Below are 25,707 nucleotides of genomic sequence, written 5' to 3' on the forward strand. Positions count from 1 at the left end.
TACTTGAGTACGCCAAGACGAAGCTGACGTGGTTTGAATTTGATTTTTGAAGAGTATGAAAACCTTGTATTTATAGAAATTCCGTTCTAAGAAAGGAGCAAATCATGAGACAGTTGGCAAAAGATATCGATCAATTTTTAAACGAGATTATTTTAAAAGCTGAAAATCAGCATGAAATTTTGATTGGCCATTGCACGAGTGATGTGGCCTTGACCAATACCCAGGAGCATATTCTCATGCTTTTATCAGAGGAGTCGCTAACCAACTCTGAGTTGGCGCGTCGTCTCAATGTCAGTCAAGCTGCCGTTACCAAGGCTATCAAATCCTTGGTCAAGGAGGGGATGTTGGAGACATCTAAGGATCCCAAGGATGCTCGCGTTATCTTCTATCAATTGACAGACTTGGCACGACCAATTGCTGAGGAACACCACCATCATCATGAGCATACCCTCTCGACTTATGAGCAGGTTGCCACTCAGTTCACACCAAACGAACAAAAAATTATCCAGCGGTTTTTAACTGCTTTAGTAGGAGAAATCAAGTAATGAGATACATCACAGTAGAGGATTTGTCCTTCTATTATGACAAGGAACCTGTGCTTGAGCATATCAATTACAGTGTTGATAGTGGGGAATTTGTCACCCTTACTGGGGAAAATGGAGCAGCCAAGACAACGCTAATCAAGGCTAGTCTTGGAATTCTTCAACCACGAATTGGGAAAGTAACCATCTCAAAGACAAATATTCATGGGAAAAAGCTAAGAATTGCCTATCTTCCTCAACAGATCGCCAGTTTTAATGCAGGCTTTCCAAGTACTGTTTATGAGTTTGTCAAATCAGGTCGCTACCCGAGAAAGGGCTGGTTCCGTCGTTTGAATGCTCACGATGAAGAACACATCAAGGCTAGTTTAAACTCAGTTGGTATGTGGGAACATCGGGATAAACGCATTGGTTCTCTCTCTGGTGGGCAAAAGCAAAGAGCGGTCATTGCACGTATGTTTGCTTCAGATCCAGATATCTTTATCTTGGATGAGCCGACAACAGGGATGGATGCAGGTACCAAGAATGAATTTTATGAGCTCATGCACCATAGTGCCCACCATCATGGCAAGGCTGTTTTGATGATTACTCACGATCCCGAAGAAGTCAAGGACTATGCAGATCGTAACATCCACCTTGTTCGAGACCAAGATTCGCCATGGCGTTGTTTCAATGTCCATGAAAATGATCAGGAGGTGGACCATGTTTAATCTATTTTCTTATGATTTTATGCAGCGGGCCTTTTTGGCTGTTATTGCCATGAGTCTCTTTTCGCCAGTACTGGGAACCTTCCTCATCTTGCGTCGTCAAAGTCTCATGAGTGATACACTGAGTCACGTATCGCTATCAGGTGTGGCCTTTGGTTTGGTTTTAGGGATTTCTCCGACCATCTCGACTATTGCTATTGTCTTGATTGCGGCGGTCTTTCTTGAATATCTACGTACGGTTTACAAGAGCTTTATGGAGATTGGAACAGCCATCCTCATGTCAACAGGTCTTGCGGTTTCACTCATTGTTATGAGTAAGGGTAAGAGCTCTAGCTCGATGAGTTTGGACCAATACCTCTTTGGTTCTATTGTGACTATTAGTCAAGAGCAGGTAATTGGACTCTTTGTCATTGCAGCGGTTGTTTTAATCCTTACCTTCCTCTTTTTAAGACCTATGTACATCTTAACTTTTGACGAGGATACAGCTTTTGTAGATGGTCTTCCAGTGCGTACTATGTCTATCCTCTTTAACATGGTGACGGGTGTGGCCATTGCGCTTATGATTCCAGCTGCAGGAGCACTCTTGGTATCAACTATCATGGTCTTGCCAGCTAGTATCGCTTTGCGTTTAGGGAAGAACTTTAGTTCGGTGATGATTCTTGCCAGCGTTATTGGTTTTCTAGGTATGGTAGCAGGACTTTATATTTCCTACTATGCAGAGACACCACCGAGTGCAAGTATTACCATTATCTTTGTAGTTGTCTTTTTGTTAGTCAGCTTACTCAAACGTTTTATCAAATAGGAGAAGAAAATGAAAAAACTAGGCCTACTTTTGGCAAGTCTTGTGACACTATTCTTAGTCGCTTGTTCCAATCAAAAACAAGCAGACGGGAAATTAAATATTGTCACAACTTTCTATCCTGTCTACGAATTTACCAAGCAAGTAGCAGGGGACACAGCCAATGTCGAGCTCTTGATTGGGGCAGGGACAGAACCACATGATTATGAACCATCGCCTAAGGCAGTTGCTAAAATCCAAGACGCCGATGCCTTTGTTTATGAAAATGAGAACATGGAAACATGGGTTCCCAAGCTTTTAGATTCACTAGATGCGAAAAAAGTAAAAACAATCAAGGCTACTGGAGATATGTTGCTTCTTCCAGGTAGTGAAGAAGAGGAAGACCATGACCACGGCGAAGAGGGTCATCATCACGAGTATGACCCTCATGTATGGTTGTCTCCTGCGCGTGCCATTAAGCTTGTAGAGCATATCCGTGATAGTCTTTCAGCTGACTATCCAGATAAGAAGGCGACTTTTGAACAAAATGCAGCAGCCTATATTGAAAAACTACAAGCCTTGGACAAGGCCTATAGTGAAGGACTTTCTAGTGCTAAACAAAAGAGTTTTGTGACTCAACACGCGGCCTTCCGTTATCTAGCTTTAGATTACGGACTCAATCAAGTTTCTATCTCAGGTCTTTCCCCAGATGCGGAGCCTTCAGCAAGCCGCTTGGCAGAATTGACCGAATACATCAAGAAAAATAAGATTTCTTATATCTACTTTGAAGAAAATGCCTCACAAGCCCTAGCTAATACTCTCTCGAAAGAAACAGGAGTTAAGTTAGACGTTCTGAATCCTCTGGAAAGCTTGACCGAAGAGGACATGAAAGCTGGAGAAAACTATATCTCTGTCATGGAGAAAAATCTCAAGGCCCTCAAGCAAACAACTGACCAAGCAGGGGCAGAAATTGAGCCAGAAAAAGCAGAGGAAACTAAAACCGTTCAAAATGGTTACTTTGAAGATGCCGATGTCAAGGATCGTACCTTGAGTGACTATGCTGGTAACTGGCAGTCTGTTTATCCTTTCCTTGAAAATGGAACTCTAGATCAAGTCTTTGACTACAAGGCTAAATTGACTGGCAAAATGACCAAGGATGAATACAAAGCCTACTATCAAAAGGGCTATCAAACCGATGTATCTAAGATTAATATCACGGATAACACTATGGAATTCATCCAAGGTGACCAAAGTAAGAAATATACATACAAGTATGTCGGCAAGAAAATTTTGACTTATAAGAAAGGGAATCGAGGAGTTCGTTATCTCTTTGAAGCGACAGATGCGGATGCTGGACAATTTAAGTATGTTCAGTTTAGCGACCACAATATCGCTCCGGTCAAGGCAGAACATTTCCATATCTTCTTTGGAGGCACTAGCCAAGAAGCCCTCTTTGAAGAGATGGACAACTGGCCAACCTACTATCCAGATGGCTTATCAGGTCAAGAGATTGCTCAAGAAATGTTGGCTCATTAAGATACGAATCACATGATAAAAGCGGACAGGAAAGTTTTCTGGTTATCAGAATCCTCTCTTGTCCGCTTTTTTTGAGTTTTGTAAGTTAAAGAGCCATTGTCCCTATTTATGTGCTTATAAATTTATTCAGTTTCAAGCTTACTTTATTTGTCAAAGCCTTGTAAGGCTTTTTCGCGTTCGTCTACTTGTCCCTTGGCATCTAGTTTGTTACCACCGTAAACTGCTGTTTCCCATGATCCATACATTGGATTTGGGAAGATGATGAATTTTTCACCAAATTCTTTTTGCAATTCTTCAAGTTGTTTGTCACGATCAGCTTCAGAAGTTTTAGAAAAATCTGCAAAGTCTACAAGGTTATCACCAAATAGTAACACAAGATTTGTTTTTTCTTGAACAGCTTGGCGACGACCTTCTTTAGATTTTACACCACTCTCTAGGAACATGAGATGGTCACGTCCCTGTACAGGGATACCTTCGTTTTCTAGATTTTTAATGGTAGCATCTACTTGGTCAACTGAGCGGTCAGAAATATAGTAGATTTGGACACCATTTTGATCGGCAAACTGAAGAAAATCTTTAGCACCTGGGACGGCTTTAGCTGCAGCTTTTTGGACCCAAACATCCCAATTTTCAGGTGTGAATGCTGTTCCATCTTTGACATTTTGAACTTGGTAAGGACTGTTGTCTAAGACTGTTTCATCCAAGTCCAAAACAATCGAATAAGGCTTGTCTGATTCTGTTTTCAGTAATTCCTTTAGACGATCTGTAGCAACATTATAGCCTTGTAGATACAAAGCTTTTGTTTCAGCTGCTTTTTGATACCAGAGAGTTGACATGGTATTTTCTCTAGACCGTAACTGGTCATAAGTCATTGTAATCTGATTGTCAGATGAGTTATTAGCGGATGTTTGTGTTTCTGTGGATTTTGTAGCGCAGCTGGTCAATAAGATGACAGATGCAAGTGCAGAAACGACTGTAACAGTGGTTTTAGCTGTTTTCATAAAATGTCTCCTGTCTATTAATTTCAATAACAGTATAGCATGAGGAAATAGTTAAGGCAAGCGTTTTCCTAAATATGGACTTGGTTTTTCAAAGAAAGATGCTGATAATTAATGGATTTAAGGAAGAGAAAAATCTTTAAAAGACCTTGAAAAATCTAGCTAAATAGGGTATAATGTAAATAATCATTTGTCGTAGGTTTTGTCTGAAATATTGTCCGGACAAGGCTCACAGCAGTTAAATCTCCTGAAAAAGTCGGATTTAGCTGCTCTTTTTGTGCTTTTTTTCAGGTTTTTCGATCTTTGTAATAAAGATTTAAAGATTCTGAAAATTAGTCGAAGGGGATAAGTTGATAGGGTTTTTAGAACCCTCTAACGATAATTACTAGCTTAGATCACTAAGCTTGGAACTTTAATTAAAAAGGAGAATCATCTTGGCAGGACATGACGTTCAATACGGGAAACATCGTACCCGTCGTAGTTTTTCAAGAATCAAAGAAGTTCTTGACTTACCAAATTTGATTGAAATTCAAACTGATTCATTCAAAGATTTCCTAGACCATGGTCTGAAGGAAGTGTTTGAAGATGTATTGCCAATTTCAAACTTCACAGACACAATGGAGTTGGAATTTGTTGGCTACGAAATCAAAGAACCTAAATATACGCTTGAAGAAGCTCGTATCCATGATGCCAGCTACTCAGCACCTATCTTTGTAACCTTCCGCTTGATTAACAAAGAAACTGGCGAAATTAAAACCCAGGAAGTATTCTTTGGTGATTTCCCAATCATGACTGAGATGGGTACTTTCATCATCAACGGTGGTGAACGAATTATCGTATCACAGTTGGTGCGTTCTCCAGGTGTTTACTTTAATGACAAGGTAGACAAAAATGGTAAAGTGGGTTACGGTTCAACTGTTATCCCTAACCGTGGAGCTTGGTTGGAACTTGAAAGCGACTCAAAAGATATCGCCTATACTCGTATCGACCGTACTCGTAAGATTCCATTTACGACCTTAGTTCGTGCGCTTGGTTTCTCAGGCGATGATGAAATCTTTGATATCTTTGGTGACAGCGATCTTGTTCGTAACACTGTTGAAAAAGATATTCACAAGAACCCAATGGACTCTCGTACAGACGAAGCTTTGAAGGAAATCTACGAACGCCTTCGTCCAGGTGAGCCTAAGACTGCTGAAAGCTCACGTAGCTTACTTGTAGCTCGTTTCTTCGACCCACGTCGTTATGACTTGGCTGCAGTTGGTCGTTACAAGATCAATAAAAAACTCAATGTTAAAACACGTTTGCTCAACCAAACTATTGCTGAACCATTGGTAGATCCTGAAACTGGAGAAATCTTGGTAGAAGCTGGTACAATCATGACTCGTAGTGTGATTGAAAGCATTGAAAGCCATTTGGATGGCGACTTGAACAAGATTGTCTACATTCCAAATGATGCTGCTGTAGTAACAGAGCCAGTTGTTCTGCAAAAATTCAAGGTTGTTGCACCAACTGATCCAGACCGTGTTGTAACAATCATCGGTAATGCAAATCCAGATGATAAAGTTCGCATTGTAACACCTGCAGATATCTTGGCTGAGATGAGTTACTTCCTCAACTTAGCAGAAGGTATTGGTCGTGTGGACGATATCGACCACCTCGGAAATCGTCGTATCCGTGCTGTTGGTGAATTGCTTGCCAACCAAGTGCGTCTTGGACTTTCACGTATGGAACGTAACGTTCGTGAACGTATGTCTGTTCAAGATAACGAAGTACTAACACCACAACAAATTATCAATATCCGTCCAGTAACTGCAGCAATCAAAGAATTCTTTGGTTCTTCTCAATTGTCACAGTTCATGGACCAACACAACCCACTTTCTGAGTTGTCACACAAACGTCGTTTGTCTGCCTTAGGACCTGGTGGTTTGACACGTGACCGCGCTGGATATGAAGTGCGTGACGTGCACTACACTCACTATGGTCGTATGTGTCCGATTGAAACACCTGAAGGGCCAAACATCGGTTTGATCAACAACTTGTCTTCATACGGGCACCTCAACAAGTATGGTTTCATTCAAACACCATATCGTAAGGTTGACCGTGCAACTGGAAAAGTAACCAACGAAATCGTTTGGTTGACAGCCGATGAAGAAGATGAGTTCACAGTAGCTCAGGCTAACTCTAAATTGAACGCAGATGGCACTTTTGCTGAAAAAGTTGTTATGGGACGTCACCAAGGGGTTAACCAAGAATATCCAGCATCAAGTGTTGATTACATGGATGTTTCTCCTAAGCAGGTAGTTGCCGTTGCGACAGCATGTATTCCTTTCTTGGAAAACGACGACTCCAACCGTGCCCTTATGGGTGCCAACATGCAACGTCAGGCTGTGCCATTGATTGATCCCAAAGCACCTTACGTTGGTACTGGTATGGAATACCAAGCAGCTCATGATTCAGGAGCTGCAGTTATTGCACAACATGGTGGTAAGGTTACCTATGCGGATGCGGACAAGGTAGAAGTTCGTCGTGAAGATGGCTCATTGGATGTTTACCACATTCAAAAATTCCGTCGTTCAAACTCAGGTACTGCCTACAATCAACGTACTCTCGTAAAAGTTGGCGATATCGTTGAAAAAGGTGATTTCATTGCTGACGGACCTTCTATGGAAAATGGAGAAATGGCGCTTGGAAAAAACCCAATCGTTGCCTACATGACATGGGAAGGTTACAACTTCGAGGATGCCGTTATCATGAGCGAACGCTTGGTTAAAGATGATGTCTATACATCTGTCCACCTTGAAGAATACGAATCAGAAACACGCGATACAAAGCTTGGGCCTGAAGAAATCACTCGTGAAATTCCAAACGTTGGTGAAGATGCCCTTAAAGACCTTGACGAAATGGGTATTATCCGTATCGGTGCTGAGGTTAAAGAAGGGGATATCCTTGTAGGTAAAGTAACACCTAAGGGTGAAAAAGACCTTTCAGCTGAAGAACGTCTCTTGCACGCTATTTTCGGAGACAAATCTCGTGAAGTTCGCGATACTTCACTTCGCGTACCCCACGGTGCCGATGGTGTTGTTCGTGATGTTAAGATCTTTACACGTGCAAATGGTGATGAATTACAATCAGGTGTTAATATGCTGGTTCGTGTTTACATCGCTCAAAAACGTAAGATTAAGGTCGGAGACAAGATGGCCGGACGTCACGGAAACAAAGGGGTTGTCTCTCGTATCGTTCCTGTAGAAGATATGCCTTACCTTCCAGATGGAACTCCAGTCGATATCATGTTGAACCCACTTGGGGTGCCATCACGTATGAATATCGGTCAGGTTATGGAGCTTCACCTTGGTATGGCAGCTCGTACTCTTGGTATCCACATCGCAACACCAGTCTTTGACGGAGCAAGTTCTGAAGATCTTTGGTCAACTGTTAAAGAAGCAGGTATGGATAGCGATGCTAAGACTATCCTTTACGATGGACGTACTGGTGAACCATTTGATAACCGTGTGTCAGTTGGTGTCATGTACATGATCAAACTTCACCACATGGTTGATGATAAATTGCACGCTCGTTCAGTCGGACCATACTCAACCGTTACGCAACAACCACTCGGAGGTAAAGCTCAGTTTGGTGGACAACGTTTCGGTGAGATGGAGGTTTGGGCGCTTGAAGCCTATGGTGCATCAAATGTCCTTCAAGAAATCTTGACTTACAAGTCTGACGATATCAACGGACGTTTGAAAGCTTATGAAGCTATTACAAAAGGAAAACCAATTCCAAAACCAGGTGTTCCAGAATCCTTCCGAGTTCTTGTTAAAGAATTGCAATCACTTGGTCTTGACATGCGTGTCCTTGACGAAGATGATCAAGAAGTTGAACTTCGTGATCTTGATGAGGGCATGGACGAAGATGTCATCCACGTAGATGACCTTGAAAAAGCACGTAAAAAAGCTGCTGAAGAAGCAAAAGCTGCTTTTGAAGCTGAAGAAGGTGCAAAAGCGGAAGCAACAGAAGAAGCTACTGAACAAGAATAAGTAGCTCACTTAGAATAGAAAGGGAAGAAATAGTGGTTGACGTAAATCGTTTTAAAAGTATGCAAATCACACTAGCTTCTCCAAGTAAAGTCCGTTCATGGTCTTATGGAGAAGTCAAAAAACCTGAAACAATCAATTACCGTACGTTGAAACCAGAACGTGAAGGACTATTCGACGAAGTCATCTTTGGTCCTACAAAAGACTGGGAATGTGCTTGTGGTAAGTACAAACGCATTCGTTACAGAGGGATTGTTTGTGACCGTTGTGGTGTTGAAGTAACGCGTACAAAAGTTCGTCGTGAACGTATGGGACACATCGAGTTGAAAGCTCCTGTATCTCATATCTGGTATTTCAAGGGAATTCCAAGCCGTATGGGCTTGACCCTTGATATGAGTCCTCGTGCCCTCGAGGAAGTAATCTACTTTGCTGCTTACGTGGTGATTGATCCAAAGGATACACCACTTGAGCACAAATCTATCATGACAGAGCGTGAATATCGTGAGCGCTTGCGTGAATATGGCTACGGATCATTCGTTGCTAAAATGGGTGCCGAAGCTATCCAAGATCTCTTGAAACAAGTAGATCTTGAAAAAGAAATTGCTGAGCTTAAAGAAGAATTAAAGACAGCAACTGGACAAAAACGTATCAAAGCCATCCGTCGTTTGGATGTTTTGGATGCCTTTTACAAGTCTGGAAATAAACCTGAATGGATGATTCTTAACATCCTTCCGGTTATTCCACCAGATCTTCGTCCAATGTTGCAGTTGGATGGTGGCCGTTTTGCCTCATCTGACTTGAACGACCTTTACCGTCGTGTTATCAACCGTAACAACCGTTTGGCTCGTTTGCTTGAGTTGAACGCACCAGGTATCATCGTTCAAAATGAGAAGCGTATGCTTCAAGAAGCGGTTGACGCTTTGATTGACAATGGTCGTCGTGGTCGTCCAATTACAGGACCAGGTAGCCGTCCACTTAAATCATTGAGCCACATGCTCAAAGGTAAACAAGGACGCTTCCGTCAAAACTTGCTCGGTAAACGTGTTGACTTCTCAGGACGTTCCGTTATCGCCGTTGGTCCAACTCTTAAGATGTACCAATGTGGTGTGCCACGTGAAATGGCTATCGAGCTCTTTAAACCATTTGTGATGCGTGAAATCGTAGCGCGTGATATCGTGCAAAACGTTAAAGCCGCTAAACGCTTGGTGGAACGTGGAGATGAGCGTATCTGGGATATCCTCGAAGAAGTTATCAAGGAACACCCAGTGCTTTTGAACCGCGCACCGACCCTTCACCGTTTGGGTATCCAAGCCTTTGAACCTGTCTTGATTGACGGTAAAGCCCTTCGCTTACACCCACTTGTCTGTGAAGCCTACAATGCCGACTTTGACGGGGACCAAATGGCCATCCACGTACCGCTTTCAGAAGAAGCCCAAGCAGAAGCTCGTATCTTGATGTTGGCTGCTGAGCACATCTTGAACCCGAAAGATGGTAAACCAGTTGTTACTCCATCTCAGGATATGGTTTTGGGTAACTACTACTTGACCATGGAAGAAGCTGGTCGTGAAGGTGAAGGAATGGTCTTCAAAGACCGTGATGAAGCTGTTATGGCTTACCGCAATGGCTATGTTCACCTCCACTCACGTGTAGGTATTGCAACAGACAGCCTCAACAAACCATGGACAGAAGAGCAAAAACATAAAGTCTTGCTTACAACTGTTGGTAAGATTCTCTTCAACGATATCATGCCAGAAGGTCTACCTTACTTGCAAGAGCCAAACAATGCTAACTTGACAGAAGGTGTTCCAGATAAATACTTCTTGCCACTAGGAGGAGATATCAAGGAGGCTATCAGCAAACTTGAGCTTAACCCTCCATTCAAGAAGAAAAACCTTGGAAATATCATCGCTGAAATCTTCAAACGTTTCCGTACGACAGAAACTTCTGCCCTACTTGACCGTATGAAGAACCTCGGTTACCACCACTCAACTCTTGCAGGCTTGACAGTGGGTATTGCCGATATTCCAGTTGTTGAAGACAAGGCTGAAATCATCGAAGAATCACATAAACGTGTAGAACAAATCACTAAACAATTCCGTCGTGGTATGATCACAGACGACGAACGTTATAATGCTGTTACAGCTGAATGGCGTGCTGCCCGTGAAAAACTTGAGAAACGCTTGATTGCCAACCAAGATCCGAAGAACCCAATCGTTATGATGATGGACTCTGGAGCCCGTGGTAACATCTCAAACTTCTCACAGCTTGCCGGTATGCGTGGTCTGATGGCTGCTCCGAACGGACGTATCATGGAATTGCCAATCCTTTCAAACTTCCGTGAAGGTTTGTCAGTACTCGAAATGTTCTTCTCAACTCACGGTGCTCGTAAAGGTATGACCGATACGGCCCTTAAGACAGCCGACTCAGGTTACTTGACTCGTCGTTTGGTTGACGTTGCCCAAGACGTGATCATCCGTGAGGATGACTGTGGAACAGACCGTGGTCTCTTGATCCGTTCTATCACTGAAGGTAAAGAGATGATTGAGTCTCTTGAAGAACGTCTCAATGGTCGTTACACTAAGAAAACTGTTAAACACCCAGAAACTGGTTCAGTTATCATTGGTCCAAATGAATTGATCACAGAAGACAAGGCTCGTGAAATTGTTAATGCTGGTGTTGAAGAAGTAACCATCCGCTCAGTATTTACATGTAACACTCGTCATGGTGTTTGCCGTCACTGTTATGGTATCAACTTGGCGACTGGTGATGCGGTTGAAGTCGGTGAAGCAGTAGGTACAATCGCTGCCCAATCTATCGGGGAACCTGGTACACAGCTTACAATGCGTACCTTCCACACGGGTGGGGTTGCCTCAAATACCGATATCACTCAGGGTCTTCCTCGTGTCCAAGAAATCTTTGAAGCCCGCAATCCTAAAGGGGAAGCGGTTATCACAGAAGTTAAAGGACAAGTTACTGCTATCGAAGAAGATGCTTCAACTCGTACTAAGAAAGTCTTCGTTAAAGGTGAAACTGGAGAAGGCGAATATGTGGTACCATTTACAGCCCGTATGCGTGTCGAAGTTGGAGACCAAGTTTCTCGTGGTGCAGCATTGACAGAAGGTTCTATCCAACCAAAACGTCTCCTTGCTGTACGTGATGTCTTGTCAGTTGAAACCTACCTTCTCGGTGAAGTCCAAAAAGTTTACCGTAGCCAAGGGGTAGAAATCGGAGACAAACACATTGAGGTAATGGTTCGTCAAATGATCCGTAAAGTTCGTGTTATGGATCCAGGGGACACAGATCTTCTCATGGGAACTCTTATGGACATCAATGACTTTACAGATGCTAACAAGGACGTTCTCATCGCAGGTGGAGTGCCAGCGACAGGTCGTCCAGTCCTTATGGGAATCACCAAAGCCTCACTTGAAACAAATAGTTTCTTGTCAGCAGCTTCCTTCCAGGAAACAACTCGTGTCCTTACAGATGCGGCTATCCGCGGTAAGAAAGACCATCTCCTTGGTCTTAAGGAAAATGTTATCATCGGTAAGATTATCCCAGCTGGTACAGGTATGGCACGTTACCGTAACCTTGAACCACAAGCTATCAATGAAGAGTCTTACCTAGCATCTTCTCAAGAAGAAGCTTCAGTAGATACGACTGTAGAAGAAGTCGTTGAAACTGTTGAAGTAAGCGAATAAAATAATACTTAAACAAAAAGAGGGTTATCCCTCTTTTTTTGTATTAAATATATAGAAAAGGTATATTAATTTTTATATGATTTACTGAATAATTTGAACTATAAAAGTAGAAAATTTTTTCAGAAAAATTGAGCAAAATGCTTGGTATTCAACGGCTGACATGATAAAATATAACAGCGAGTAGTTTACGAAATATAATGGATAGTAAATACATATTTATTCTAAACTAAGTTAAATTTTATGCAACTCGGAGGTAATATTAGTGAAAAATGATCTGTTTAATGATCGTATTAGTCGATTTTCAATTCGTAAGTTAAATGTAGGAGTTTGTTCAGTTTTACTAGGAACTTTAGTTATGCTTGGAACTGCTACAGGAGTAGCAGCTGAAGAAGTCGCTGAGAATAAGCAAACTGACGAGGTTGCTGTGACAACTGAAAAGGAACAGCCAGAATCTCTTTCTACGTCTCAAGCTGAGAAAGAAGATGCTACAACTTATCAGGCAACTCCAGTTGTCCCAGTTGCAACTGAGACAAAGCTTGAACTAGATCAAACAAGATTACAAGCCTATATTGCTGAGATTGAAGCAAACTTGGCAAATGGTAAATATAGCAATAAGACTGATGAAAGTATTGATGCTTTAAAAGTAAGTCTTGTTAATGCTAAGAATGTTCTTGTCTCTGCTGAAAGTCAAGCTGAGTTGGATGCTGCTTATCAATCACTGGTAACAATGGTGAATGCAAAACTTAAAAATAAGGTAGTAGCAGAAGCAAAACCAGTTGTGGAAGCTAAGGCTGAAGTTACTGAAAAAACTGAAGAAAGTATCGGAAAACCAGCAGCAAATACTCAGCCAGCAGAAGGTACAAATGCAATCGCAAATACAGGTCAGAACGATCCTCGTAATGGTAAGGAGATTAATAAAAATACAGCATTTCGTGCGGATACAACAACCTCTGGGATTGGTGCAGATGTTGAAGACGCAACTTCAACTCCAAAAGTTGAAAAACCTGGCTTCACAACAGACCTTGACGCAAAATCTTTGACTAGCCAGATTACTTGGTTGGACTTTGGAGATGTAGCCAACTGGACAGGGGCAAAAACAGTCCTCGTTCCTAAAAATGACGCTTTTCCTGATAAAAATTTAGAAGAAAAATTAGCTCTTCAAGTTGGCGCTACTTATACCAAGGAAATCATGCCTGGCTATGTAGTCACTGTAAAAGTCAAATCCTTGAAGCCTTTCCAAGCAACTGAGATTTATAAGAAACGGATGGAAAATCAAGGAGCTACAGAAGCCGAAAAAGCAACCTATGATCCAAATGCAAAAAATGGCTATGTAAGTGGTGTAACTTCAACAGGCGCTAAAAAAGCTTTTAATGATGGTATGGAAGCCGATGTTGTCGCTGATGCTCAAAATAATTGGACTGAAATTAGATTTGAAAACGTTGATACGAAAACCAAGAAGACTACCATGGGTTCAGCTATGAATGGTGGAAATATTGGAGTTCAGTTTGAAATCTCTGCAACCTTCCGTGGCAAGACAGTTAAGCCAGCTATTGTTATGGCTGATGGGGAGTCTGCTAACCCAGGTGAATTTGTTATGTTTACTACCAATGGAGAAGGTTGGCAACACCTTGGAGAATGGAAAAAGTTTATCAGACCAACTACTTCTGTAACATATTCACCACAAGATACTGAAAATCTTTTTGGATCTACACCTAAATATAATAACATTAACCTAAGACAACTTCGTGATTCTAATCAAGTTGGACCTGATAAGAAACCAGTAGCTTGGAAGTATTTTGGAAATCCTGACCAAGTTACAGGTGGTCTAGGAACTGGTATCTTTGGACCAAACATTTCTGCAGGTAATTATACTGTTCCAATCGTTATGACGCGTGGTGCATCTGAAGTGGGGCTTTATATCGCTTCAGGTGGTAAACAGTCAGCAATGCTAGGATTCTTCCCAATTGATGAAGGAGACGCTCCTGAGTCATACGGCAAGGCTATGCATACCATTGCAACTGTAGATGGCGTAACTGGGGCTAAAGTAAATCAACCGTATATTGGTAATGTGAGCCCAGATATGGATGAGAATACGACTCTTGACTGGTTCGGTGATGATAAGGCAACCACGGCTGATGAAGGAATTAATCAATTGCTTCCAGATGAGCTTAAAGGTACAACCAATGAGATGATCAAGATGGACCGTACACGCCCAGGTAACTACAAACTGTCAATTCAAGCCCATACAGATGGAGCTTCAGAAGCTTATATCTATGGTTGGATAGACTTTAACCAAAATGGTATCTTTGATGAAGATGAACGCTCTGATCTTGCAAGAATCACAAATGACGGCACCGTTGAGTTGACCTTTGCAAAGAGCAAGACTTATATCGATCCTAGCGTTAAAGAACTAGGTGCTCGTGTTCGTATTGCCAAGAAAGCTACCGAGATTGAGAGCCCAACTGGTATGGCCTTCTCAGGGGAAGTGGAAGACTTCAGAACTCAAATTACGCACCCACCAAAAGGGGAATTCAAAGAAACAAGTGGTCTTCAAGGGGCGAAGCAAACTGCAACTGTAACCTTTACAGCACGTGGAGAACATAAGTATGAGCTTAATTCCAGTGCCGTTATTGACGAAACGGTAGAACCATACATCGTTGATAAAGATGGCAACCGTGCAACTCTTGATGCGGACGGTTACTATGTCGTTCCAGGACAAGGTAAGTACAAGATTACTGCCAACGGTAAAGATGTCGACGTTGAATTTATTCCTGAAGATAACTTCATTGGAACAGCTGATGGTATTTCTATCCGTCGTTCAGATAACAACGGTTATGATACTGGTTGGTCAACAAAATTCCCAGATCAAGAAGCAAACATTAATGGTCAGTTGAATACCATGGATGGTCAATACGTTCCAACAGTCACTCCAATTGAAATCGAAGGAGTTGACAAAACTTCGACTGATGTTCAAGGTGCGACTCAAATAGGTACACCAGAGTTTGAACTAGAGGGTACAAATAGTAATGGTGAGAAAGTTAAAATCACACCTGATTTTGATTATCCGGCTAAGTTTGTGAGTCCTACGACTGGCAAAGTTATCAATGATCCTGTTGTGACTGTAGAAGGGGAAGGAATTTACTACTTAGATGATTTGACTGGGAAAGTTACCTTTGTGCCGGAACCAGGATTTACTGGCACTGCTAAGGGAGTAACAGTTTCACTTACTGCACCAGTTGGACGAGATAAAAATAAACAAGTTCAGTCAGAGTTTATAAAAACAGCTACAGCTAAGTACATTCCAACTGTAACGCCAGTTACAATCGCACCTACTAATAAGGTTTCTGAGGATGTTCAAAACGTTCCTCAAACTCAAACACCTACATTTGAGTTAAGCAATGACAAGGCTACGAAGATAACTAGCAAGAAATTAGTAGATCCAGCTACTGGCCAACCAACTGATGAAACAAGTGTAACGGTAGCGGGCGAAGGTAGTTATACAATTGATCCTACTACAGGAGCGGTTACCTTCACACCTGAAAAAGACTTTGTTGGAACTGCAACAGGTGTAACAGTTCAAGCAACTGCGACTATTACAAATGCGAACGGTAAGATTTCAACTATTACTTCCGATGCAACTTACACTCCAACTGTTGTAGCAGCTGTTCCAACGGCAAGTCCTGCAACTTCAAAAGACATCCAAGGTGCCACTCAAACGGGTAGACCAAGCTTTGCAGGAACAACTGTTCAAGTGAACGGTGACGATAAAGCCATTACCATTAAAGATAATAGCTACACACTTTTGGACAAAGATGGTAATGAAGTGGCAACTATGCCAGCTTATGCGGCTGACGGTACAACTGAAATCGGTACTTTCACAATTAATCCAGCCACTGGCCAAGTGACTTTCACACCGACTGATAAATCATACACTGGTGCCGTAACACCAGCCAAGGTTCAAGCTGAAAGCTCAAACGGTATTAAGGTGGATACAACTTATAGACCTGAAATCGTTCCAGTAACCCCAACAGCGACACCAGCTGAAACAACTGATATTCAAGGTGCAACTCAGACTGGTAAACCTGAATTCAAGGGTGGAACAGTAACCGTTGATGGTGTTGAGAAAACAGTAGCTATCAATGAAGCTGTTCCAGCAACATTTGATAATGGTTTAACGACTAAGAAAGTAGATGGTGTTGGTACATACACAGTAGCCGCAGACGGAACTGTGACATTTGTTCCTGAGAAATCATTTACAGGAACTGCTCCGGCAGTGACGGTTGTTCGTGAAGATAAGAACGGAACTAAGGTTTCAGCAACATACACCCCAACTGTAACTCCTGTTACTCCAACTGCCTCACCAGCTGAAACAACTGATATCCAAGGTGCCACCCAAACAGGTAAGCCTGAATTCAAGGGTGGAACAGTAACCGTTGATGGTGTTGAGAAAACAGTAGCTATCAATGAAGATGTTCCAGCTACGTTTGATGATGGCTCAACTACTAAGACAGTGGATGGTGTTGGTACATACACAGTAGCAGCCGATGGAACAGTAACTTTTGTTCCAGAAAAATCATTCACAGGTAAGGCACAAGCTGTAACGATTATTCGTGAAGATAAGAACGGCACTAAGGCTTCAGCGACCTACACACCAACCGTAACCCCAGTAACACCAACAGCAGAAGATACAACATCAACAGGCATCCAAGGTGCAACGCAAACAGGTAAACCTGTATTTACTGAGGGTGATAGCCGAGTACCGATGAACGATGACGTTCCAGCAACCTTCGACGATGGTTCAACTACGAAGACAGTTGACGGCGTTGGTACTTACACGGTGGCTTCAGATGGTACGGTGACATTTGCACCAGAAAAATCATTTACAGGCACAGCACCAGCAGTCACAGTCGTTCGTGAAGACATGAATGGAACTAAGGCTTCAGCGACTTACACACCAACCGTAACCCCAGTAACACCAACAGCAACTCCAGCTGAAACAACAGGTGTTCAAGGTGCGACACAAACAGGTAAACCTGAATTCACTGAAGGCGACAGCCGTGTACCAATGAACGATGACGTTCCAGCAACCTTCGACGATGGTTCAACAACTAAGACTGTTGACGGCGTTGGTACCTATACAGTTGCAGCAGCTGGAACTGTGACATTTGTTCCAGAACCAAGCTTTACAGGCACAGCACCAGCAGTTACAGTCGTTCGTGAAGACATGAATGGTACTAAAGCTTCAGCGACCTACACACCAACAGTAACGCCTGTGACTCCAACAGCAAGTCCAGCAACTTCAAAAGACATCCAAGGTGCTACACAAACTGGTAAGCCTGTATTCACTGAAGGCGACAGCCGTGTGCCGATGAATGATGATGTTGCCGCAACATTTGACGATGGCTCATCAACTAAGACAGTTGATAGTGTCGGTACATACACAGTAGCAGCAGACGGAACTGTGACATTTGTTCCAGAACCAAGCTTTACAGGAACTGCACCAGCCGTAACCGTTGTTCGTGAAGATAAGAACGGAACCAAAGCCTCTGCGACTTATACACCAACTGTAAATCCGGTCACTCTTACTCCAACAAATAAAGTTTCTGAAGACATTCAAAATGTTCCTCAAACAGAGACTCCTACATTTGCCTTGAGTGATGATGAAACTGCTCAAATTACAAGTAAGAAATTGGTTGATCCTGCAACAGGTCAACCAACCGATGAAACAACTGTGACAGTAGCAGGCGAAGGAACATATACAATTGATCCTATTACAGGAGTAGTAACCTTCACTCCTGAAAAAGACTTTGTCGGAACTGCAACAGGTGTAACAGTTCAAGCAACTGCAACCATTACAAATGCCAATGGTAAGACTTCAACGATCACATCTGATGCGACTTATACACCAACTGTTGTAGCTGCTGTTCCAACAGCTCAACCAGCCACTTCAAAAGATATCCAAGGTGCGACACAAACTGGAACACCAACCTTTGCAGGAACAACTGTTCAAGTAAATGGTCAAGATAAAGCGATTACGATTAAAGAAGATAGCTACACACTTTTGGATAATGATGGTAATGAAGTGGCAACTATGCCAGCTTATGCGACTGACGGTACAACTGAAATCGGTACTTTCACAATTAATCCAGCCACTGGCCAAGTGACTTTCACACCGACTGATAAATCATACACTGGTGCTGTAACACCAGCAAAGGTTCAAGCTGAAAGCTCAAACGGCATCAAGGTGGATACAACCTACACACCTGAAATTGTTCCAGTAACTCCGACTGCAACACCAGCTGAAACAACGGATATCCAAGGTGCAACTCAGACTGGTAAACCTGCATTCACCGAAGGTGACAGCCGTGTGCCGATGAACGATGCTGTTCCAGCTACGTTTAATGATGGCTCAACTACTAAGACTGTAGATGGTGTTGGTACTTACACAGTAGCAGCCGATGGAACAGTAACCTTCGTACCTGAGAAATCATTTACAGGAACAGCTCCAGCAGTGACAGTCGTCCGTGAAGACATGAACGGTACTAAAGCTTCAGCGACTTACACACCAACAGTAACTCCTGTTACCCCAACTGCATCACCAGCTGAATCAACAGATGTTCAAGGTGCAACGCAAACAGGTAAACCTAAATTTACTGCAGGTAATAGCCGTGTGCCGATGAACGATGTTGTTCCAGCTAAATTTGATGATGGCTCAACTACGAAGACAGTTGATGGTGTTGGTACTTACACAGTGGCAGCAGACGGAACGGTGACATTTGTTCCAGAACCAAGCTTTACAGGTACTGCGTCAGCTGTTACCGTTGTTCGTGAAGACATGAATGGTACAAAAGCTTCAGCGACTTACACACCATTGGTAACACCAATTACAATTACTCCTACAGACAAGGTATCTGAGGATGTTCAAAATGTTCCTCAAACACAAACACCGACCTTTGATTTGAGCAACGATAAGACTGCTGAAATCACAAGTAAGAAATTGGTCGATCCAGCAACTGGTCAACCTACTGATGAAACTACTGTAACAGTAGCAGGTGAAGGTAGCTATACTATCGACCCTACAACTGGAGCAGTTACCTTCACACCTGAGAAAGACTTTGTTGGTACTGCAACTGGTGTAACAGTTCAGGCGACTGCGACTATTACCAACGCAGACGGTAAGACAGCAACCATTACATCAGATGCGACCTACACACCAACTGTTGTAGCAGCTGTTCCAACAGCTAAACCAGCTACATCTAAAGATATCCAAGGTGCCACTCAAACAGGTAGACCAACCTTTGCAGGAACAACTGTTCAAGTGAACGGTGAAGATAAGGCTATTATGATTAAAGATAATAGCTACATACTTTTGGACAAAGATGGTAATGAAGTGGCAACTACACCAGCCTATGCTGCAGATGGCACAACTGAAATTGGTACTTATTCAATTGATCCAGCAACTGGACAAGTAACCTTCACACCGACGGATAAATCATACACAGGTGTAGTAACACCAGCCAAGGTTCAAGCTGAAAGCTCAAACGGTATCAAGGTGGATACAACTTACACGCCTGAAATCGTTCCGGTCACACCAACAGCAATTCCAGCTGAAACAACTGATATCCAAGGTGCCACCCAAACAGGTAAGCCTGAATTCAAGGGTGGAACAGTAACTGTTGATGGCGTTGAGAAAACAGTAGCTATCAATGAAGCTGTTCCAGCTACGTTTGATGATGGCTCAACTACCAAGAAAGTTAACGGCGTTGGTACCTACACAGTAGCAGCCGATGGAACAGTAACTTTTGTTCCAGAAAAATCATTCACAGGTAAGGCACAAGCTGTAACGGTTATTCGTGAAGATAAGAACGGAACCAAAGCCTCTGCGACTTACACACCAACTGTGACACCAGTAACTCCGACTGCGAAAGATACAACATCAACAGGTAAGCAAGGTCAAACTCAAACAGGTAAGCCTGAATTTATTGAAGGCGACAGCCGTGTACCAATGAATGATGACGTTCCAGCTACGTTTGATGATGGTTCAACTACCAAGAAAGTTAACGGCGTTGGTACCTACACAGTAGCTCCAGATGGAACCGTAACATTTGTTCCAGAAAAATCATTCACTGGAGAAGGTACAGGCGTAACGGTGAAACGTGTTGATAAAAATGGCACACCAGTTACAGCTATGTACACACCAACTGTGACTCCAGTAACTCCAACAGCAGAAGATACAACATCAACTGGTAAACAAGGTCAAACTCAAACAGGTAAGCCTAAATTTACTGAAGGCGATAGCCGTGTGCCAATGAACGATGACGTTCCAGCAACCTTCGATGATGGTTCAACAACCAAGACCATTCCAGGTGAAGGAACTTACACTGTTGCTCCAGATGGAACCGTAACATTTGTTCCAGAAAAATCATTCACTGGAGAAGGTACAGGCGTATCGGTGAAACGTGCCGATAAGAACGGTACTCCAGTTACTGCTAAGTACACACCAACAGTTACACCAGTAACTCCAACAGCAACTCCAGCTGAATCTACTGGACCTCAAGGTCTTGTTCAAACTGGAACTGTAATCTTTACTGAGGGAGATTCAGTTGCTCCAATCGACAAAGATACCATTACCCTTCTTGATGAAAATGGTCAGCCAGCAGCCTCAGTAGAGGCGAAATCACCAGCAGGTGATGTGATCGGTACCTTCACTGTTGATAAAGAAACTAGTGTTGTGACCTTCACACCAACGGATAAATCTTACTCAGGTGATGTGGTTCCAGTTAAGGTTCAAGGTAAAGATACAAACGGAACTGTTGCTGAAACAACTTACACACCTAAGATAACTCCAGTTGTACCAACTGCTGATCCTGCAACATCTACAGACATCCAAGGTCAAACTCAAACTGGTACACCAAGCTTTACACCTGGTAACCCTGCAATCCCAATGGATGATGATGTACCAGCAACCTTTGAAGATGGCTCAACTACGAAGATAATTCCAGGAGAAGGAACTTACACAGTCGCTCCGAACGGAACTGTAACCTTCGTACCAGAAAAATCATTTACAGGAGAAGGTACAGGCGTAACGGTTAAACGTGTTGATAAGAACGGTACTCCAGTTACTGCTAAGTACACACCAACAGTTACACCAGTAACTCCAACAGCAACTCCAGCTGAATCTACTGGACCTCAAGGTCTTGTTCAAACTGGAACCGTAACCTTCACAGAAGGTGATGAAGTAGTACCAATTAACAAGGATTCAATTACTCTCCTTGATGAATCTGGTCAACCAGCAGCCTCAGTAGAGGCGAAATCACCAGCAGGTGATGTGATTGGTACTTACACAGTTGATAAAGATACAGGTGTAGTTACTTTCACACCAACAGATAAATCTTATTCAGGTGATGTTGTTCCAGTTAAGGTTCAAGCAGCTGATGCAAATGGAACTACAGTTGAAACAACTTATACACCGAAGATTACTCCTGTTGTACCAACTTCTGAAGATGCTACATCGACTGATATTCAAGGCCAAACACAATCTGGTAAACCAACCTTCACAGAAGGTGATCCAAATGTGCCAATGGATGATGATACACCTGCAACCTTTGAAGATGGCTCAACTACGAAGACAATTCCAGGAGAAGGAACTTACACAGCCGCTCCGAACGGAACTGTAACCTTCGTACCAGAAAAATCATTTACAGGAGAAGGTACAGGCGTAACGGTTAAACGTGTCGATAAGAACGGTACTCCAGTTACTGCAACATATACACCAACAGTAACCCCAGTTACACCAACTGCTGAACCAACAACATCAACTGGTAAACAAGGTCAAACTCAAACAGGTAGATCAATCTTCACTGAGGGCGATAGTCGTGTGCCAATGAACGATGACGTTCCAGCTACTTTCGACGATGGCTCAACAACAAAGACAATTCCAGGAGAAGGAACTTACACAGTAGCTCCAGATGGAACCGTAACATTTGTACCTGAGAAATCATTCACAGGAACAGGTACAGGCGTAACGGTGAAACGTGCCGATAAGAACGGAACTCCAGTTACTGCTAAGTACACACCAACAGTTACACCAGTAACTCCAACAGCAACACCAGCTGAATCAGAAGCACCTCAAGGTGTGGTTCAAACTGGAACTGTAACCTTCACAGAAGGTGACCCAGTTGCACCAATCGACAAGGATACCATTACTCTTCTTGATGAAAATGGTCAGCCAGCAGCCTCAGTAGAGGCGAAATCACCAGCAGGTGATGTGATTGGCACCTTCACTGTTGATAAAGAAACTAGTGTTGTGACCTTCACACCAACGGATAAATCTTACTCAGGTGATGTGGTTCCAGTTAAGGTTCAAGGTAAAGATACAAACGGAACTGTTGCTGAAACAACTTACACACCTAAGATAACTCCAGTTGTACCAACTGCTGATCCAGCAACATCTACAGACATTCAAGGTCAAACGCAAACAGGTACACCAAGCTTCACACCTGGTAACCCTGCAATCCCAATGGATGATGATACACCTGCAACCTTTGAAGATGGCTCAACTACGAAGACAATTCCAGGAGAAGGAACTTACACAGTCGCTCCGAACGGAACTGTAACCTTCGTACCAGAAAAATCATTTACAGGAGAAGGTACAGGCGTAACGGTTAAACGTGTCGATAAGAACGGTACTCCAGTTACTGCAACATATACACCAACAGTAACCCCAGTTACACCAACTGCTGAACCAACAACATCAACTGGTAAACAAGGTCAAACTCAAACAGGTAAACCTGAATTTACTGAAGGCGATAGCCGTGTACCAATGAACGATGACGTTCCAGCTACTTTCGACGATGGTTCAACGACTAAGACAGTTGACGGCGTAGGTACGTACACAGTAGCTTCAGATGGTACAGTAACCTTTGTTCCAGAACCAAGCTTTACAGGTACTGCTCCAGCAGTGACGGTTGTTCGTGAAGATAAGAACGGAACTAAGGCTTCAGCAACATACACACCAACCGTAACTCCAGTAACTCCGACTGCAACACCAGTGGAAACAACAGACATCCAAGGTGCGACTCAGACCGGTAAACCTGAATTTACTGAGGGTGATAGCCGTGTGCCGATGAACGATGCTGTTCCAGCAACATTTGACGATGGCTCAACGACTAAGACAGTTGACGGCGTAGGTACGTACACAGTAGCTTCAGATGGTACAGTAACCTTTGTCCCAGAAAAATCATTCACAGGTGAAGCACCAGCCGTAACAGTTGTTCGTGAAGATAAGAATGGAACAAAAGCTTCTGCAACATACACACCAACCGTAACCCCAGTCACACCAACTGCTGAACCAACAACATCAACAGGTAAACAAGGTCAAACTCAAACAGGTAAGCCTGAATTTACTGAAGGCGACAGTCGTGTACCAATGAACGATGATGTTCCAGCAACCTTCGACGATGGTTCAACAACTAAGACAGTTGACGGCGTTGGTACCTATACAGTTGCAGCAGACGGAACAGTAACATTTGTACCAGAAAAATCATTCACAGGTGAAGCACCAGCCGTAACAGTTGTTCGTGAAGATAAGAATGGCACTAAGGCTTCTGCAACTTATACACCAACCGTAACTCCTGTAACACCAACAGCGGAACCAGCTACAACTATTGGATCAAAAGGTCAAGAACAGTCTGGTAAACCAGCATTCAAGGAAGGCGATAGTCGTGTTCCAATGAATGATAATGTACCAGCAACCTTCGAAGATGGTTCAACAACGAAGACTATCCCAGGTGTTGGTACTTATACGGTAGCAGCAGACGGAACAGTAACCTTTAAACCAGAATCTGAATTCACAGGCACAGCTCCATCTGTAACAGTTGTTCGTGAAGATATGAACGGAACAAAAGCTTCTGCAACATACACCCCAACCGTAACACCAGTTACTACATTTGTAGATAAAGCTGGCAATTCAATTCCAGGATATCCAAGTGAAGATGGCGAACAACCGAAGAAAGAAATTCCAGGTTACCGCTTCGTAGAGACTAAGAAACTTCCGAACGGAGATACAGAGCACGTCTACGAATCGGTTACGACATCATTCAAGGATAAAGCTGGCAATTCAATTCCAGGATATCCAAGTGAAGATGGCGAACAACCGAAGAAAGCTATCCCAGGTTATCGCTTCGTAGAGACTAAGAAACTTCCGAATGGAGATACAGAGCACGTCTACGAACAAGTTAAGACATCATTCAAGGATAAAGAAGGCAATTCAATTCCAGGCAATCCAAGTGAAGATGGCGAACAACCGAAGAAAGAAATTCCAGGTTACCGCTTCGTAGAGACTAAGAAACTTCCAAACGGAGATACCGAGCACGTCTACGAACCAGTTAAAACATCATTCAAGGATAAAGAAGGAAAAGAAATCCCAGGATATCCAAGTGAAGATGGTGAACAACCGAAGAAAGCTATCCCAGGTTACCGCTTCGTAGAGACTAAGAAATTTCCGAACGGAGATACCGAGCACGTCTACGAACAAGTTAAGACATTATTCAAGGATAAAGAAGGTAAAGCAATTCCAGGCTACCCAAGTGAAGATGGCGAACAACCGAAGAAAGAAATCCCAGGTTACCGCTTCGTAGAAACGAAGAAACTTCCAAACGGAGATACCGAGCACATCTACGAACAAGTTAAGACATCATTTAAGGATAAAGAAGGAAAAGAAATCCCAGGATATCCTACAGTTGATGGTGAACAAGAAAAAGCAGAAATCCCAGGCTACCGCTTCGTAGAGACTAAGAAACTTCCGAACGGAGATACCGAGCACGTCTACGAACAAGTTAAGACATCATTCAAGGATAAAGAAGGTAATTCAATTCCAGGATATCCAAGTGAAGATGGCGAACAACCGAAGAAAGCTATCCCAGGTTACCGCTTCGTAGAAACGAAGAAACTTCCGAATGGAGATACCGAGCACGTCTACGAAAAGATTACGACCTCTTATGTTGATGAAAATGGAAATCCAATTCCAGGATATCCGACTGAGAACGGTGAACAACCTGAGAAAGAAATTTCAGGTTACGAGTTTGTGAAGACGGTTGTAGATAAAGACGGTAATATCCAACACATCTACAAGAAGGTGGTAACACCGAATCCGGTACCGACACCAGATTCGAAATTAACGCCAGAACCAAAACCAATCCAAGTTCCAGAAACACCAAGGGAATCAACTCCAGTAACTGAAGCAGTAGCTAAGACAACTACTCCTCAGTTGCCAAATACTGGTACTGAAGATCATGCTAGTCTTGCTGCGCTTGGCTTGTTAGGTGTCTTAAGTGGATTCGGACTTATGGCTCGTAAAAAGAAAGAAGACTAATCAAGTCTGTAAAGTAGTGAGAAAGTCAACTTTCTAATAAGAAAC

8 protein-coding genes are annotated in these 25,707 nt (G+C 42.9%); 7 read left to right on the plus strand and 1 reads right to left on the minus strand.

Features of this window, described 5'->3' with window-relative positions:
* Positions 1-104 precede the first annotated feature (104 nt).
* From adcR to ACESOD_RS09595, 4 genes are read left to right on the plus strand one after another with little or no spacing between them, the layout of a single operon-like run.
* Positions 105-545, plus strand: a complete 441-nt coding sequence (gene adcR / locus ACESOD_RS09580; RefSeq protein WP_049548547.1) for a zinc-dependent transcriptional regulator AdcR — start codon at positions 105-107, stop codon at positions 543-545.
* A complete protein-coding gene (locus tag ACESOD_RS09585; RefSeq protein ID WP_045762612.1) occupies positions 545-1,249 on the plus strand; it encodes a metal ABC transporter ATP-binding protein in 705 nt (234 codons plus the stop codon). Before adcR ends, ACESOD_RS09585 begins: the two co-directional genes overlap by 1 nt.
* Positions 1,242-2,048, plus strand: a complete 807-nt coding sequence (locus ACESOD_RS09590) for a metal ABC transporter permease (RefSeq protein WP_060956260.1) — start codon at positions 1,242-1,244, stop codon at positions 2,046-2,048. The genes ACESOD_RS09585 and ACESOD_RS09590 overlap by 8 nt, the downstream gene beginning before the upstream one ends.
* Before the next feature lie 9 nt (positions 2,049-2,057).
* Complete coding sequence (locus tag ACESOD_RS09595) at positions 2,058-3,560, plus strand: zinc ABC transporter substrate-binding protein AdcA (protein ID WP_373095483.1); 1,503 nt, start codon at positions 2,058-2,060, stop codon at positions 3,558-3,560.
* Between the two features lie 143 nt (positions 3,561-3,703).
* Here the strand turns inward: ACESOD_RS09595 and ACESOD_RS09600 are convergent, their stop codons facing one another.
* Positions 3,704-4,561: a 5'-nucleotidase, lipoprotein e(P4) family gene (locus ACESOD_RS09600; RefSeq protein WP_373095486.1), complete on the minus strand. Its 858-nt coding sequence runs from the start codon at positions 4,559-4,561 to the stop codon at positions 3,704-3,706.
* Positions 4,562-4,992: 431 nt separating this feature from the next.
* On the opposite strand from ACESOD_RS09600, the gene rpoB reads away from it, so the two are divergent.
* The 3 genes from rpoB (at position 4,993) to ACESOD_RS09615 (ending at position 25,662) form a co-directional block, all read left to right on the plus strand.
* Positions 4,993-8,595: a DNA-directed RNA polymerase subunit beta gene (gene rpoB / locus ACESOD_RS09605; RefSeq protein WP_373095489.1), complete on the plus strand. Its 3,603-nt coding sequence runs from the start codon at positions 4,993-4,995 to the stop codon at positions 8,593-8,595.
* Positions 8,596-8,627: 32 nt separating this feature from the next.
* On the plus strand, positions 8,628-12,290 hold the full coding sequence (rpoC, locus tag ACESOD_RS09610) for a DNA-directed RNA polymerase subunit beta' (RefSeq protein WP_373095491.1): 3,663 nt from the start codon (positions 8,628-8,630) through the stop codon (positions 12,288-12,290).
* A gap of 262 nt (positions 12,291-12,552) precedes the next feature.
* Entirely contained in the window at positions 12,553-25,662 is a 13,110-nt protein-coding gene (locus ACESOD_RS09615; protein WP_373095493.1) for a GEVED domain-containing protein, read from the plus strand.
* Positions 25,663-25,707: the final 45 nt, after the last annotated feature.

The sequence above is a fragment of the Streptococcus oralis genome, assembly GCF_964238205.1.
Taxonomy (GTDB): Bacteria; Bacillota; Bacilli; order Lactobacillales; family Streptococcaceae; genus Streptococcus; species Streptococcus oralis_CZ.